This window comes from Bradyrhizobium sp. McL0616 (genome assembly GCF_049993385.1).
Taxonomy (GTDB): domain Bacteria; phylum Pseudomonadota; class Alphaproteobacteria; order Rhizobiales; family Xanthobacteraceae; genus Bradyrhizobium.
Map to the genome: position 1 here is coordinate 3,845,017 of NZ_CP188255.1, position 15,040 is coordinate 3,860,056.

Genomic DNA, 15,040 nt, shown 5'->3' on the forward strand with positions numbered 1-15,040 from the left:
GTCAACGCAGGAGCATGAAGCGGATATTGCCCCGTCACCCTGAGGTGGAGAGGCGGTGCTGCTGCTTGGGGGCCGCTCATCCCTCGAGGCTCCCCGCGCGATGCTTGCATCGCACGGTTCGCACCTCCAGCGACAACGGCTTCGCCGTTGCGCGGGGATGACAAAGGACGATCGGCGTAGCGCCGTCGTGAGGGACTAACGCGGACGTCCCGACCGATTGAGGTCTGCGACCTTAAACCTGTTGCCGGCCTGCAGGCTGCTGCAAAACCAGTGGGCTCTGTTTCGAAACTCGCCCAGGAACACCTTCGTCTCGACGCAATTCTCGTAGGATGTGTGGGTGATGGTGTCTCGGCACGTTGGCGAGAGAGGTCCATAGTTCAGGCCGCCGCCCGACTCGCTACATCCAACCCAGGGATCCTTGCCGTGTGGGAAACTTGATGCACAGCCACCGTTGCAGCTGCTCGCGACTTTCTCCAGGCTGGTAATCCGCCCCATCACAGAACCCGGCGCATACGAAGGCGTCCGTGTGGCTGACGACGCGGTTCGATCGGTTGACGATGTACGGCGAGATCCGCCCGTGCTTGCCGCGCGTTCCGGCTTGGGTGGTCTTGCCGCCTGCTTCGGCGCGTCGACCGTGACGGAGGGGAGTGTGGCGGTGGAGCCTGCTGGAATCTGCGACGCGGCCGGGCCGCACAGCAGGACGGTTGACAAGGCTGCGATGGCTGACGGCACGACATAGCCTGACGACAATCTCATGACATGACCTCCCAAATCCGGGCCGGAAATGCCGTCCCGGGAAGTTCACGGTAACATACATTCTTGGTTGAGCAACCAAGGGTTGATGTTGTGTCTCGCGGATTGATCGCTGGCGATGCCTCGTGTGCACGTAGCGCATCGCTAAGCGCAACGGTGCGTCCGGAACACGAGGGGGAGCATTGCTGTCGGCCACACATCGTCATTGCGAGCGTAGCGCGTCAACTTCGGTCTCGTGCGCCGTACGTTGCCCCGAGGACACGCGAGGAGGCCCAAAATAAAAACGGGGCCGCGAGGGCCCCGTCAAAGTCCGTAGCTTATCCCGCGATCTTACTTGATCTTGGATTCGCGGAATTCGACGTGCTTGCGCGCGACCGGGTCGTACTTCTTCTTGACCAGCTTGTCGGTCATGGTGCGCGAATTCTTCTTGGCGACGTAGTAGAAGCCGGTGTCAGCCGAGGACACGAGCTTGACCTTGATGGTGACCGCTTTGGCCATGTTCAGGACCTCTGAAAATTAGGGAATCTGGAGCCGGCCAAACGGCCCGCGTTGGCCGGCAACCTAGCCAGAAACCGCCTGATGTCAAGGTTTTAGGGCCGGAAAACCACTCAAACCGGGCCCATTAGGCCTCGAAGAACCGGTTTTTCGGGCGCGGTAGGCCCAGATTCTCCCTCAAAGTGGGCCCTTCATACTCTTTGCGGAAAATCCCGCGGCGCTGGAGCTCCGGGACCACCTTGTCGACGAAATCGTCGAGGCCGGCGGGCAGGAACGGGAACATGATGTTGAAGCCGTCGGAGCCGCGCCCGACCAGCCATTCCTCCATCTGGTCGGCGATGGTTTTGGCCGTGCCGACGAAGGCGAGCCCGCCGTAGCCGCCCACGCGCTGGGCGAGCTGGCGCACCGTGAGCTTGTCGCGGGCCGCGATGTCGACCATGCGCTGCCGGCCGCTCTTGCTGGCGTTGGTCTCGGGGATTTCGGGGAGTGGGCCATCCGGGTCGAAGCCGGAGGCGTCGGTGCCGAGGATGACGGAGAGCGAGGCGATGGCGCTGTCGTAGTGCACGCGGCTGTCGAGCAGCGCGCGCTTTTCCTTGGCCTCGTCGACGCTGTCGCCGACCACAACGAAGGCGCCCGGCAGGATCTTGAGGTGATCAGGATCGCGGCCGACCTTCTCCATGCGGCCCTTGATGTCGGCATAAAGCTTCTGGCCGTCAGCGAGACTGCCGCCGCCGGTGAACACGGCTTCCGCCGTCTCCGCCGCGAGCTGCCTGCCGTCTTCGGACGCGCCGGCCTGCACGATCACCGGCCAGCCCTGCACGGGGCGGGCGATGTTGAGGGGACCGCGCACCTTGAGATATTGGCCCTTGTGGTCGAGCACATGCATCTTCGAAGGATCGACGAACAAGCCGGTCTCGACGTCGCGGACGAAGGCGTCGTCGGCGAAGGAATCCCACAGGCCGGTGACGACATCGTAGAATTCGCGGGCGCGCTTGTAGCGCTCGGCGTGCTCCATGTGGTCGTCGAGGCCGAAATTCAGCGCCGCATCCGGGTTCGAGGTGGTGACGATGTTCCAGCCCGCACGACCGCCGCTGAGATGGTCAAGCGAGGCGAAGCGCCGCGCGACATGATAGGGCTCGTCGAAGGTGGTCGAGCCCGTCGCGATCAAGCCGATCCGCTCGGTGACGGCCGAGAGCGCCGACAGCAGCGTGAACGGCTCGAACGACGTCACCGTGTGGCTGCGCTTGAGTGCATTGATCGGCATGTTCAGCACGGCGAGGTGATCGGCCATGAAGAAGGCGTCGAACTTGCCGGCCTCGAGCTTCTGAATCAGCGTCTTGATGTGGCCGAAGTTGAAATTGGCGTCCGGCCAGGCCCCCGGATAGCGCCAGGCGCCGGTGTGGATGCTGATCGGGCGCATGAACGCGCCAAGCTTGAGTTGCCGTTGTGCCATCGCCCCGTATCCGTTCTGGGTATTGTTGAAGAACACATAGGCACGCCCCGGAACTCCGCCATTGGGAGCGGCGGGAAGATTTTTTCGTTTTTCGCGGCGCGCTCAGCACATTCGCGTCGTTCCGGGGCGCCCCGCCAGCGGCCAGCCCCGGAATGACGGGGAGAGGGGCCTCGAACCAATCCGCCGCTTGATCCGACCAAGCCATGAACCCCAGGGAAACCCGACATGGCAGGCGCAATGACAGTAGACGGCGGCATCGTCCGCATCGACCGGCCGATGCCCTGGATCGGCCGGTTGCTGTCGCTGCCGCTCTTGGCGGCAAGTGCCTATCTGCTCTGGAACGTCGCCCTCGGCCTGCGTCAGGATTTTTCCGGCTTCGGGCGCCTCGCCGACGATCTCGTGCCGGTGCTGGTGTTCACGGGCCTCGGGCTGCTCGTCGGCATTCCCGGCATGATCCTGCTCACGTTTCGCTACTTCGTCGTCCTCAACGAGACGCTGCGCCAGATCGTGATCACCAGGCAGTTTGGCCCGCTGAACATTCGCTCCGCGCGTGATCTGGCCGATTATCACTTCATCAGCATCACCGACGACTGCGACCCGCAACTGACGAGCTATGACGTCAATCTCTGCGGCAACAGGGGCACGGAGCCGATCGCGCTGATGAGCTTCACCAAACGCGATGAAGCCAACCAAGTCGCAAACGAGCTCGGGCGAGCGCTGAAACTTCCGGCACGCGACTATGTCGGCACCGAGCCGGATCCTGATTAAGGTCCAGCCACGACCTGTTGCTACCCGGTCCGGAAATTGCCATCCTCGCGGCTGATCACCGCAATGGAAGGCCATGACCTCCGCCAATAATTCCATTCCCGCGATTCTATCGCGCGGCAAGGGCCATCAATTTCTCCTGTATGGCGACTCCTGCTCGGGCGTGCCGGGTGCACCGCACGAACAGACGTTCGCCTCGGTCAACGCGGTCGTTCAACGCCTGAGACCGCAGCCCGAATTCATCGTCTTTCCAGGTGATGAAATCATCGGACTGACGCCCGATCCGGACGCGCTGCGCGCGCAATGGCGATATTGGCTGGACACGGAAATGGCATGGCTCGACCGTGCGGCCATTCCGATGTGGCACACGACCGGCAATCACACGACCTACGACGTGATGAGCGAGACGGTGTTTCGCGCCGTGCTGGACCTCCCGGACAATGGGCCGCCGGGGCAAGCTGGTCTCTCTTACTTCGTGCGGCGCGGCGACCTCCTGATGGTGTTCATCAACACGCTCTGGAGCGGCCTGGGCGGCGAGGGCCATGTCGAGCTCGCGTGGCTGGAAGCAACGCTCAGAGACCATGGCGATGCCCGACATAAGCTCGTCCTTGGCCATCACCCGGTGTTTCCCGTCAACGGCTTTACGGGGACGTATCAACGCGAGATCGGCCACGAATACGCGCGTCCGTTTTGGGACATCCTGGTCAACGAAAACGTGCTTGCCTATCTGTGCAGCCATATCCTCGCCTTCGATGTGCAGGCGCATCGCGGTGTCCTGCAGATTTGCACTGCGGGCGCGGGAACGGCTCACAGGATGCCGGAAGGCGTCGAGTATCTGCATTGCATACAGGCCGCGCTCGACGAGGAGGGCCTGCGCTATCAGGTGCTCGATCTCGGCGGCGTCGTCAGGGAGAGGATGGAATGGCCGTTGCCAGATCCTGATCCCGCCCGGTGGAGAGAGCTGCCGCTCGGAGATGTCGAAGCGCCGTTTGGCGGCCATGTGAAGAGCGGACACCGGATCGAGCTGAGACTGGTGGGGCAAAGCGCAGCGACCGATGTCGCGCCCGCCCAGACGATTTTGACGGCCTTCGCGCCTGGTTCGATCGCGCCGTTCTGGCTCGGGCTCCGGGGACCGAAGCAAACTCTGACAGCCATCGTAGGCCGTCAGCCGGGGCGCAGTCCGTCCTATTGGTTTGGACCTAATCTTCCAGCAGGCGCTGGTTTCGATATTCACGTCACGATCTATCCGGATATGGGTCCCGGCGGTCTTCTGTACCGCCATCACGACTCTCACCGTTGGTCGTCTTTCACCTCTGCGTCGGCGCAAGGGCTGGAGCAGCTTTCGTGGCCCCGGCACTGGGCGATCGGCCACGGACAAGACGGCAGCGAAGACCGCGCCTTCAGAGGTGCGGCGCTGCGTTTGCTGATCGCGTGAGCGGGCTCCGAGAAGCCGGGAACCGGCTCAGCTCAAAATATCCTTCTGCATCTTGCCGGCGTAGAAATGGTAGAACGGCACCGGCGCATCGTGGCGGAGCGGGCCGGTGGCAAGGCGCGTGTCGAGCTCGTTGAGCACGTTGCGGGTCATCGGATGCAAATCGGCGAGCGGCTTTGAGCCGAGCTCGACCCAGACCAGCTCGACCAGCTCCGCATCCGCATGGATCACGCCGTCGACGCGATGGGTGATCGCGGAGGCATCCGCGGTGAAGAAGCGCGTGTCGAACCGCTTGACGCGGCCGGGCGGGGTGATCGCGCGCGCGATCAGGAACAGGCTGGACGGATCGGGCAGCAGGCCGGCATCCGCGAACGGCTGCCAGTTGCCCTCGAGCTTGGGCGCCTTGCCCTCAGCCTTGCGGCCGAGGCAGAGGCCGGTCTCCTCGCAGGCCTCGCGGATTGCGGCGATAGCGAGCGATTTTGCGCGTGAGGGCGGCGTCTTCGGGCTGCCCTTGGCCAGATTTGATTCCAGCTCGGTCGTGATGGGGGCTGCGACCGGGACGCGATAGTCGGCCTTGTCGACGCGGCCGCCCGGGAAGACGAATTTTCCGGGCATGAACACCACCTTGTCGTGGCGCCTGCCGACCAGCACTTTTGGAATCGCGCCGCTGCGATCGACCAGGATCAGCGTCGCCGCATCCCGGGGGCGGAAATAGGGATGGTGATCAGCTTCCTTCTGATCGTGGACCTTCGCCTTTTCGTCCTGCGCAATATCCGTCATGTCCTCACCCAAACCGCTTTTGTTTATTTTGCTTACACCGGCGGAATACCATCCGGCGGGCTGTCGTCAAACCCGTGCATGCGCAGAGCCCATTGCAATCCGACCACGGCGCCCTTGACCGGCTGCAGCAGCCCCAGCGAGGCGAAGAAGGTGAAGGGCAGATAGGCGGCGAAGGTGAGCCAGCCCGGCGTCGTGTAATTGGTCTCGATCCAGAGGATGGTCGGCACGGTGATGTGGCCGACGATGACGATCACGAGATAGGCGGGCAAATCGTCGGCGCGATGCGGCGTGAAGTCGAGGCCGCAGACCGAGCAATTGTCCGCCGTCTTCAGAAAGGCGCGGAACAGTTTTCCTTCGCCGCAGCGCGGGCAGCGGCCGCGAAGGCCGCGTCTCATCGCAACCCAGAGGTCGCGCTTCTCGATGAGGCCGGTCTCGCGCGTCCAGACTTTTGGGACTGTGTTCATCGTTACCACGCCTTACCTTTTTGGCCGCTGCCTTTCCCCTTGTTCTTTCCTTGGGTCTTCTTGCCCTTGCCTGGCTTCTTCTGCTTCGCCGGCTTGTGCTTCTTCGACGGACTGCGTCCGGGATGCGCCTTGAACGAGGGGCGGCGTTGCGGACCAGATGACCTGCGGCCCCGCGGCGCGGTCTCGCCGGACGACGACAGCAGCTCGAAGCGCAGTGCACCTGCGATGGGAGCTGCTTCGATCAGGCGGACGTCAACGACGTCACCGAGCTGATGCATGGTGCCGCTGCGCGTGCCGACGAGAGCGTGGCGGCCCTCGTCATAGTTGAAATATTCCGTGCCAAGGGACCTGATCGGGATCAGGCCGTCGGCGCCGGTCTCCGCGAGCTTGACGAACAGGCCGGCGCGCGTGACGCCGGAGACGCGGCCCTGGAAGCTGGAGCCGATGCGATCGGCAAGATGATGCGCGATGAGCCGGTCGACGGTCTCGCGCTCCGCCTTCATCGCGCGCCGCTCGGTCACCGAGATGTGAGCGGCGACTTCGCCGAGACTTTCCGGCGTTTCGCTATCGGGCAGGGCGCCTTCACCAAGGCCGAGCGCGCGAACCAGCGCGCGATGCACGACGAGGTCGGCATAGCGGCGGATCGGCGAGGTGAAATGCGCGTAGCGGCGCAGGTTCAGGCCGAAATGACCGTAATTTTCCGAGGAATATTCGGCCTGCGCCTGCGCGCGCAGCACGACTTCGCTGACCAGCGGGAAGTGATCATGGCCCTCGAGTTGCGCCAGCACGCGATTGAACAAAGCAGGGCGCAGCGCGCCGCCCTTGGCGAAGGGGACGTCGAGTGTCTGCAAAAACTCCGCGAGCGCGTGGACCTTTTCCAGCGTCGGCTCGTCATGCACGCGGTAGATCAGCGGCAGCGATTTTTTCTCGAGCATTTCCGCCGCCGCGACGTTGGCGAGGATCATGAACTCTTCGATCAGCTTGTGCGCGTCCAGCCGCTCGGGGACGATGACGCGGTCGACCGTGCCGTCGCTCTTGAGCAGGATCTTGCGCTCGGGCAAATCGAGATTGAGCGGATCGCGCTCGTCGCGGGCGCGCTTGACGCAGGCATAGGCGGCGTAGAGTGGCCTCAGGATCGGATCGAGCAGGGGGCCGGTGGTGTCGTCTGGCCGGCCGTCGATTGCGGCCTGCGCCTGCGCGTAGTTCAGCTTGGCCGCCGAACGCATCAGGATGCGATGAAAGCTGTGCGAGCGCTTGCGCCCGTCAGGCGCAATGATCATCCGCACCGCGAGCGCGCCGCGGGGCTCGCCCGGCACCAGCGAGCAGAGATTATTGGAGATGCGTTCGGGCAGCATCGGCACGACGCGGTCGGGGAAATAGACCGAATTGCCGCGGTCGAGGGCATTGCGGTCGAGCGCGGTGCCCGGCTGCACGTAGAAGCTGACGTCGGCGATGGCGACGTCGACGATGAAGCCGCCCTTGTTGTTCGGATCGGGATCGGGCTGCGCGTGCACCGCGTCGTCGTGATCCTTGGCATCCGGCGGATCGATGGTGACGAGCGGCACGTCGCGCCAGTCCTCGCGTCCCTTCAGGTTGGCCGGCTCAGCGGCTTCCGCCTCGCGCTCGGCGGCGGGGGAGAATTGCAGCGGGATGTCGTGGGCGTAGATCGCGATCAGGCTGATCGCCTTCTCCGACTTGACCGAGCCGAGCTTCTCCTTGACCCGGCCCGAGGCCAGCCCAAAGCCGCGCGAGCGGACGATGTCGACGCTGACGAGATCACCGTCCTGCGCGCCGTGTGCCTCGGCCGCGGCTATGTTCAGCTCGCGGTCGGCGGACTTCTTGTCGACCGGGATCAGCCGTCCGCCGCCTTCGGGCAGGCTGCGGAAGACGCCGAGGATGCGGCTCTTGGTCTTGTCGAAGACCTTGATGATGTGGCCGCGATAGGCCGGACCTTCGGTCTCATCCGAACGCTCGACGCGCAGCAGCGCGCGGTCGCCGACGCCGGCCGCGGTGCCGGGCTTTGGCCGGCGCGGCATGGCGATGAGGATTTTTGGCGGCTCGCCGCTTTCGACCTCGTCCCATTCGGTGGGGGCGGCGATCAGCTCGCCGTCAGGGTCGCGGCCGGTGATGTCGGCGACCAGTGTCGACGGCAGGCTGTCCGGCTCTGAAATGGTGTGGCGTTTCTTCTTGACGGTGCCGTCGTCGGCGAGCTCGCGCAGCATGCGCTTGAGCTCGATGCGATCGGCGTTCTTCAGGCCGAACTCGCGCGCAATTTCGCGGGTCCCGACCTTTCCCGGGGTTGCCTTGATGAAGGCGACGATGGCTGCCCTGTCGGGAAAGCCATGGTCATTCTTGCGTTTCACTTAACCTCTTAAGTCGTGCCGGCGCTCTTCTTGGCCGGAGCTTTGGCGGCGGACGCCTTGGTCGGCGACGTCTTGACTGCTGAAGTCTTGGCGGTCGACGACACGGCTGCGCGCGCCTTGCTGGTGGATTCGGATTTGGTTTTGGCCGCGGCTTTCTTCGCGGCCGGTTTCTTAGGTTTTGGCGCGGCGTCATCGCCGGACTTGGCTGCCTTCGCCTTCTTCGCCGGCTTGGCGGCCTTCTTGGGCTTGCCGCCACCCTTGGCCGCGCGCTCGTCGATCAATGCGATCGCCTGCGGCAGCGTGACGGTGTCCTTTTCGAACTCGGCGGGGATCGTCGCGTTGACGCCGCCCGCGGTGACGTAGGCGCCGTAACGGCCGCTCTTCACGGTGACGGTGCCGAGCGTCGGATGGTCGCCGATCGCCTTGCCGGGATCGGCGCCGAAACGGCGGCTCGGGCCCTTCAGAACCTTCTCGGCGATCAGCGTCACCGCGCGGTTGAGGCCAATGTCGAAGACTTCGTCGCCGGCCTCGAGGCTGGCGTAGGTCTTCTCGTGCTTCACGAATGGCCCGAAGCGGCCGAGGCCGGCGGTGATCGGCTCACCGGTTTCCGGATGCTTGCCGATCTCGCGCGGAAGCGACAGCAGCTTTAGCGCAAGCTCGAGCTCGACATCGCCGGGCGAGGTGCCCTTCGGGATGCCTGCGCGCTTCGGCTTCTCGCCTTCCGCGTAATCCTTCTGCTCGCCGAGCTGGATGTAGGGGCCGAACCGGCCGGCCTTGACCCAGACGTCGCGACCGGTGTCGGGATCCTGGCCGAGCGAGCGGTCGGCGCTGGCTTCGCCGTCGGCGGCGAGCTGGCGGGTGTAGCGGCATTCCGGATAGTTCGAGCAGCCGACAAAGGCGCCGAACTTGCCGGCCTTCAGATTGAGCCGGCCGTTGCCGCAGCTCGGGCACTGCCTGATATCGCCGCCGTCGGTCCGGGGCGGATAGATGTGCTGCCCCAGCATGTCGTCGAGCACATCAAGCACCTGCGCGACGCGTAAATCCTTGATCTCGTCGACGGCGCCGATGAAGCCGCTCCAGAAATCCTTCAGCACCTGCTGCCAGGAGATCTCGTTGTTGGAGACGCGGTCGAGCTGCTCTTCCAGATTGGCGGTGAAGTCGTATTCGACGTAGCGGGCAAAGAAGCTTTCGAGGAACGCGACCACGACGCGGCCCTTGTCCTCGCCGTGCAGGCGCTTCTTCTCCAGCTTGACGTAGCCGCGGTCCTTCAGGACCTGGAGGATCGAGGCGTAGGTCGAGGGCCGGCCGATGCCGAGCTCTTCCATGCGCTTGACCAGCGAGGCCTCGGAGAAGCGCGGCGGCGGCTCGGTGAAATGCTGGGTGACGGCGAGCGACTGCCGCTTGAGCGCGTCGCCCGAACCCATCGCCGGCAGGCGGCGGGAGTCCTCGTCTTCCTCGTCGTCGCGGCCTTCCTGATAAAGAGCGAGGAAGCCGTCGAACTTCACAACCTGGCCGGTGGCGCGCAAGTCCAGCGTACGCCCGCCGACCTTCGCCGTGATGTCGACCGTGGTGCGCTCGAGTTCCGCCGATTCCATTTGGCTCGCGATGGTGCGCTTCCAGATCAGCTCGTAGAGCCTCGCCTGATCGGAATCGAGCTTGCGGCTCATGCTGTCGGGGCGGCGCGACATGTCGGTCGGGCGGATCGCCTCGTGGGCTTCCTGCGCGTTCTTGGCCTTGGCCTGGTACTGGCGCGGGGCGTCCGGCACATAGGCGTTGCCGTAATCCTCGCCGATCACCTTGCGCGCCTGGGTGATCGCGGACGGATCGATCTGCACGCCGTCGGTACGCATATAAGTAATGAGTCCGGTGGTCTCGCCGCCGATGTCGATGCCTTCATACAGGCGCTGCGCGATCCGCATCGTGTGCGCCGGCGCAAAGCCGTATTTGCGGCTGGCTTCCTGCTGGAGCGTCGAGGTCGTGAAGGGCGCCTGCGGATTGCGGCGGGCCGGCTTTGCGTCAACTGAGGTCACCGCGTAAGCGGCCGTTTCGAGCGCTTTCTTGAAGTCCTCGGCTTCGGCGCCGGTGCCGATGTCCAGCCGCTGGATCTTCTTGCCGTCGGCGCCGACGAGGCGCGCCTCGAACGCATCGCCGCGCGGCGTAAGCAAGGTCGCGATCAGCGACCAATATTCGCGCGCAACGAATTTTTCGATTTCAAGCTCGCGGTCGCAGACGAGCCTCAGCGCCACCGACTGCACGCGGCCGGCCGAGCGGGCGCCCGGCAGCTTGCGCCACAGCACGGGCGAGAGCGTGAAGCCGACCAGATAGTCCAGCGCGCGGCGCGCCATGTAGGCGTCCACCAGCGCGCCGTCGATCTGGCGCGGATGCTTCATGGCTTCCGTGACCGCCTGCTTGGTGATCGCGTTGAACACCACGCGCTCGATCTTGTGGTCCTTGATCGCGCGCTTCTCTTTCAACACCTCCAGCACGTGCCACGAGATGGCCTCGCCCTCGCGATCAGGGTCGGTGGCGAGAATCAGGCGGTCGGCACCCTTCAGGGACTTGGCGATGTCATTGAGCCGGCCGGCCGCCTTGGGGTCGATCTCCCAGATCATCTTGAAATTGGCGTCTGGATCGACGGAACCGTTCTTCGCCGGCAAGTCCCGGACATGGCCGAACGAGGCCAGAACCTCGTAGGACGAGCCCAGATACTTGTTGATCGTCTTGGCTTTCGCCGGCGACTCCACAATGACGATATTCATGTAGTTCCAGTGACTTACGGGAGAATTTGGGGCCGAATTCGATAAGATTCGGGTCGGCCGTTTCGACCCGAACATGGGTGGTGAGGCCCCCGGTGTCAAATCGAAGGGTGTTGAAAGGCCGCGGAATGGGAAAAGTTTCATATCGAGAAAGTTGCAAAATACCACCTTGGAGTTGCGATCGATGTCAGCGTAATGTTTCCGCGGGGCATGGATTCGGATGGGGTTCTGGTGGCAAAGCCAGGAAAGAGACGGGCGCGCGCCGCATCAGGCGCGGAGGGGCGCTCGCGCAACGAGGAACCGGGAGAGGGCGGGGCGGATGAGGCGGTTGCCTTCATCGCCGAGCAGGTCACCGCGTTGCGCAAGCTTGCCGAGCGGCACAAGCTGGACGTGCTGCATTATCTCCTGGGCATGACGCAGCTCGAGGCCGATGAGCATCTGCGGCTGCGGACGAAGCGCAAGCTGTCGTAGGGGCTTGCGGCGGCGCTAGGGTAGGGCACGCTGCATCAACCCCGTCATTGCGAGCGCAGCGAAGCAATCCAGAGTCTTTCCGCGGTGGGATTCTGGATTGCTTCGCTGCGCTTTCAACGACGGGTGTGGTTAGCTGTTGCGATCAGCCATCCTGGCCAATCGTTGGCCGAGATATTCGGCAGTGCTCAAATCACTCTGCGGCAACGCGCCGTCGATCAAGTGTGTCGCCAGGCCAAGCTGGCTGCCCAAACGATTACGGCCACTCGGATCCTCCCCACCCGGAATATCAAGTCCGCACCAGAGCATGCCGTGCTGCGCAGCCAGAATCGAAAAGTAGCTCAACGTGTGGAGTTGATCGCCGCTCGCGCAGGCACCCGTGGTGAATCCGGCTGCGACCTTGTTGGCCCATCGCTGCTGGCTCCATCGGTCACTTGAAGCGTCAGCAAAGGCTTTGAATTGGGCCGCTGGTCCGCCCATGTAAGTCGGGCTGCCAAATGCGACCGCTCCGGCGCGGTCAATGGTCTCCAAGAAGGTCTCGTTCTGGAAGCGGCCTGACACAATGTCGTCGCCGTTGATGCGACAAAGTGCGATCTCCGTCATCCCGGCCGCGCCGCGCGCGACCGCATGCGCCAGCTGTTCGGTGGTGCCGGAGATGGAAAAATAGACGACGGCGAGCAGGGGCATGATGGTGCCGCTCTGGGGTGTCTCGCCATCTTTGACGCCGGCGATAGTTTGTACAAGTCCCTCCACGCAGTCATTGCGAGCGCAGCGAAGCAATCCAGAATCCCTCCGCGGTGACGGTCTGGATTGCTTCGCTGCGCTCGCAATGTCGGCGTGGCGGCAATTCGGGCTTTATACCGCCGACCGTTGGCGCGGCGCTCGCCGCAGCTTCAGCGTGGTCTCCGCCTGACTGAGCAACCGCCCATCCGCCGCTCGTAACTCCAGCGTCCGCACCGGGCGGCCTTTCTCGCGATCGACCAAAATGGTCGCGATCTCCTCGGGGTGATCATCGAACTGCTCGCTCCATTGCCGGAGCGCGACCAGGATCGGGAAGGTGCCGCGGCCTTTCGGCGTCAACACATATTCCTGATAGGCGCTGCCGTCGGAGGCGGGGGCGGTTGCCAGAATGCCGTGGTCGACAAGCGCGCGCAGCCGTGCGGCCAAGATGTTCTTCGCCATGCCGAGCTTGCTCTGGAATTCGCCGAAGCGGCGGACGCCGAGCAGTGCCTCGCGGATGATCAGCAGCGACCACCAGTCGCCGATCGCCTCCAGCGATCGTGCAACCGGACAGCTGTCGCCCTCGAAGCTCGTTCGTTTCACCATCGTGTCGTCCCGCTACGTTTGCCGGATCCCGGCGCCGATCACGCGCTTGTGTGGTTGCATCATAAAACCATATGCCCTAGATGGCAAGTGTAGTTTCATTATGCAACCACTGGAGGCGAGCGTGAGGCTCAAGAACAAGACGGCACTGATCACCGGCGGCAACAGCGGCATTGGTCTGGCGACGGCAAAACTGTTCGTCGCAGAAGGCGCCAAGGTGGTGATCACCGGGCGCAACAAGGAGACGTTGGCGGCGGCCGCGAAGGAGCTTGGGCCGAACGGGCTCGCGCTCGTTGCCGATGCCACCGACATCGCCGCGACCGAAGCTGCAATCAAGAAGGGCGCCGAGAAATTCGGCAAGTTCGACATTGTGTTCGCCAATGCCGGCATCCCCGGCGGCACGCCGCTGGGATCGGCGACGCTCGAGGTGTTCGAGAAGGTGATCAGCACCAACCTGACCGGCGTGTTCTTCACCGTGCAGTCGGCGCTGCCCTATCTCAACGACAACGCCTCGATCATCCTCAACGGTTCGGTGATCTCCGTGCTCGGCATTCCCGGCTATTCCGCCTATGGCGCGGCGAAAGCCGGCGTGCGCGCGATGGCGCGGATCATGGCCTCGGAACTGTCTCCGCGGGGCATCCGCGTCAACGTGGTCGCGCCCGGTGCGATCCGCACGCCGATCTGGGGCGCCGCGATCGCAACACCCGAGGCGGAGAAGGCGTTCGAGAAGCGCATCGCGCTGACGACGCCGCTCGGCCGCATTGGTGAACCAGATCACATTTCGAAGACGGTGCTGTTCCTCGCCTCTGACGATGCCGCGCACATTCAGGGCCAGGAGATCTTCGTCGACGGCGGCGCGGTAGCCTCGCCAAGCGGTGCGCCGATCTATCGCGGTTGATCGACGTTTGCGAAAATTGAATCGGTCGGCGCGCCAGAGGCAGGTTGCGCCGGCCGGTTCCCGCATCTGGCGAGATGTATTTTCTGAAGCTTGCGTGATGCGTTGAACCTTCGCGCGTGCTGCCAAGACCTTTTTATAGGCCGGGGTCATAAGACCACCCATTTAAGGGAACCCGTTATGCCAAAGGCAGCACGTATTTTTTCACCGATTTCAGCACCGCCTATTTACACCGAACGATCCGCCATACCTGCGAAGCGCTCCGACAGTTCAGAGTTCGTGGCGGTCGCGTTGTTCTCTTGTATCGGCCTGTTCGTTTCCCTCGTCGCCGTGATCCTCGGCATGCAGGGCGTGTGGCTTTAGCTGCACGGTACGTCCGCCGGTCCATCAGCCGCCGCAGGCAGTTTGGCGGCTGATGAAGTCGGCGTGGCTTTTAGGCCGCGCGCAGGTTCGTTGCCGCCTGGAGCGCGTTCGCGAGCGACTTCTCGCGATGCTCGGGACCAACCTGGATGCCATCGGCGATGATGAACTCCGGATTGGTGATGCCCATGAACGCGAACACGCCGCGCAGATAGGTTTCGAGATGTTCGAGCGATGCGGCGGGTGAGCCCGCGCCGTAATAGCCGCCACGCGAGATCGCCAAGATCACGCGCTTGCTGCCGGCAAGGCCCTCCGGCCCGTTCGTGCCATATTTGAACGTCTTGCCCGCCACCAGAACGCGATCGATCCACGCCTTGAGCTGGCTCGGGATGGTGAAATTGTACATGGGCGCGCCGAGCACGACGATGTCGGCAGCGAGGAACTCGTTCAGCACCGCTGCGCTTGCGGCAAGGTCGGGGCCGAGCTCCGCAGGCGCGGGTGCACCCTGCGCGGCCGCGAGGTGCGAGCCGGAGAGATGGGCAAGCGGGGTCTGGGTCAGGTCGCGATAGACCAGGTCGAGCGACGGGGTTGCCTGCCGCAGCCGGTCGACGATGGCGGCGGAAACCTGCCTGGAGACGGAGTGGGGGCCGAGCACGCTGGAGTCGATATGGAGGAGTTTCATTTGGGTCACCCATGGTATAGATTTGTAACCTGCACTACATGAGTGACTACC

Annotated in this window: 14 protein-coding genes; 5 read left to right on the plus strand and 9 right to left on the minus strand. The window is 63.9% G+C overall.

Features of this window, described 5'->3' with window-relative positions:
- Positions 1-1,083 precede the first annotated feature (1,083 nt).
- Positions 1,084-1,251 (minus strand): 50S ribosomal protein L33, encoded by a 168-nt coding sequence (gene rpmG, locus ACPPVR_RS18590; RefSeq protein ID WP_045008041.1) that lies wholly within the window; start codon positions 1,249-1,251, stop codon positions 1,084-1,086.
- A 124-nt stretch (positions 1,252-1,375) separates the two neighbouring features.
- Positions 1,376-2,701, minus strand: coding sequence for an LLM class flavin-dependent oxidoreductase (locus ACPPVR_RS18595; protein WP_426615610.1), 1,326 nt, complete (start codon positions 2,699-2,701; stop codon positions 1,376-1,378).
- Positions 2,702-2,926: 225 nt separating this feature from the next.
- Here ACPPVR_RS18595 and ACPPVR_RS18600 point away from each other — a divergent pair, with 225 nt between their 5' ends.
- Complete coding sequence (locus ACPPVR_RS18600) at positions 2,927-3,469, plus strand: hypothetical protein (protein WP_426615611.1); 543 nt, start codon at positions 2,927-2,929, stop codon at positions 3,467-3,469.
- Between the two features lie 73 nt (positions 3,470-3,542).
- A complete protein-coding gene (locus ACPPVR_RS18605) occupies positions 3,543-4,901 on the plus strand; it encodes a metallophosphoesterase family protein (protein WP_426615612.1) in 1,359 nt (452 codons plus the stop codon).
- Positions 4,902-4,928: 27 nt separating this feature from the next.
- Here ACPPVR_RS18605 and ACPPVR_RS18610 read toward each other — a convergent pair whose 3' ends face one another.
- From ACPPVR_RS18610 to topA, 4 genes are read right to left on the minus strand one after another with little or no spacing between them, the layout of a single operon-like run.
- The gene (locus ACPPVR_RS18610) at positions 4,929-5,678 is read right to left on the minus strand and encodes an NUDIX hydrolase (protein ID WP_426615613.1); all 750 of its coding nucleotides are present in this window, start codon (positions 5,676-5,678) and stop codon (positions 4,929-4,931) included.
- A gap of 32 nt (positions 5,679-5,710) precedes the next feature.
- Positions 5,711-6,142, minus strand: coding sequence for a DUF983 domain-containing protein (locus tag ACPPVR_RS18615; protein ID WP_426615614.1), 432 nt, complete (start codon positions 6,140-6,142; stop codon positions 5,711-5,713).
- Between the two features lie 2 nt (positions 6,143-6,144).
- Entirely contained in the window at positions 6,145-8,505 is a 2,361-nt protein-coding gene (gene rnr / locus ACPPVR_RS18620) for a ribonuclease R (protein WP_426615615.1), read from the minus strand.
- Positions 8,506-8,513: 8 nt separating this feature from the next.
- Positions 8,514-11,264, minus strand: coding sequence for a type I DNA topoisomerase (gene topA, locus ACPPVR_RS18625; protein ID WP_426615616.1), 2,751 nt, complete (start codon positions 11,262-11,264; stop codon positions 8,514-8,516).
- Positions 11,265-11,492: 228 nt separating this feature from the next.
- On the opposite strand from topA, the gene ACPPVR_RS18630 reads away from it, so the two are divergent.
- Complete coding sequence (locus ACPPVR_RS18630) at positions 11,493-11,732, plus strand: hypothetical protein (protein WP_426615617.1); 240 nt, start codon at positions 11,493-11,495, stop codon at positions 11,730-11,732.
- A 129-nt stretch (positions 11,733-11,861) separates the two neighbouring features.
- Here the strand turns inward: ACPPVR_RS18630 and ACPPVR_RS18635 are convergent, their stop codons facing one another.
- A complete protein-coding gene (locus ACPPVR_RS18635; protein ID WP_426615618.1) occupies positions 11,862-12,416 on the minus strand; it encodes a flavodoxin family protein in 555 nt (184 codons plus the stop codon).
- A gap of 168 nt (positions 12,417-12,584) precedes the next feature.
- Entirely contained in the window at positions 12,585-13,055 is a 471-nt protein-coding gene (locus ACPPVR_RS18640) for a winged helix-turn-helix transcriptional regulator (protein ID WP_426615619.1), read from the minus strand.
- Between the two features lie 121 nt (positions 13,056-13,176).
- Between ACPPVR_RS18640 and ACPPVR_RS18645 the strand changes: the two genes are divergently transcribed.
- Positions 13,177-13,950: an SDR family oxidoreductase gene (locus ACPPVR_RS18645; protein WP_426615620.1), complete on the plus strand. Its 774-nt coding sequence runs from the start codon at positions 13,177-13,179 to the stop codon at positions 13,948-13,950.
- A gap of 177 nt (positions 13,951-14,127) precedes the next feature.
- Positions 14,128-14,310 (plus strand): hypothetical protein, encoded by a 183-nt coding sequence (locus ACPPVR_RS18650; RefSeq protein WP_426615621.1) that lies wholly within the window; start codon positions 14,128-14,130, stop codon positions 14,308-14,310.
- Between the two features lie 70 nt (positions 14,311-14,380).
- Here the strand turns inward: ACPPVR_RS18650 and ACPPVR_RS18655 are convergent, their stop codons facing one another.
- Positions 14,381-14,989, minus strand: a complete 609-nt coding sequence (locus ACPPVR_RS18655) for an FMN-dependent NADH-azoreductase (RefSeq protein ID WP_426615622.1) — start codon at positions 14,987-14,989, stop codon at positions 14,381-14,383.
- Between the last annotated feature and the right edge of the window lie 51 nt (positions 14,990-15,040).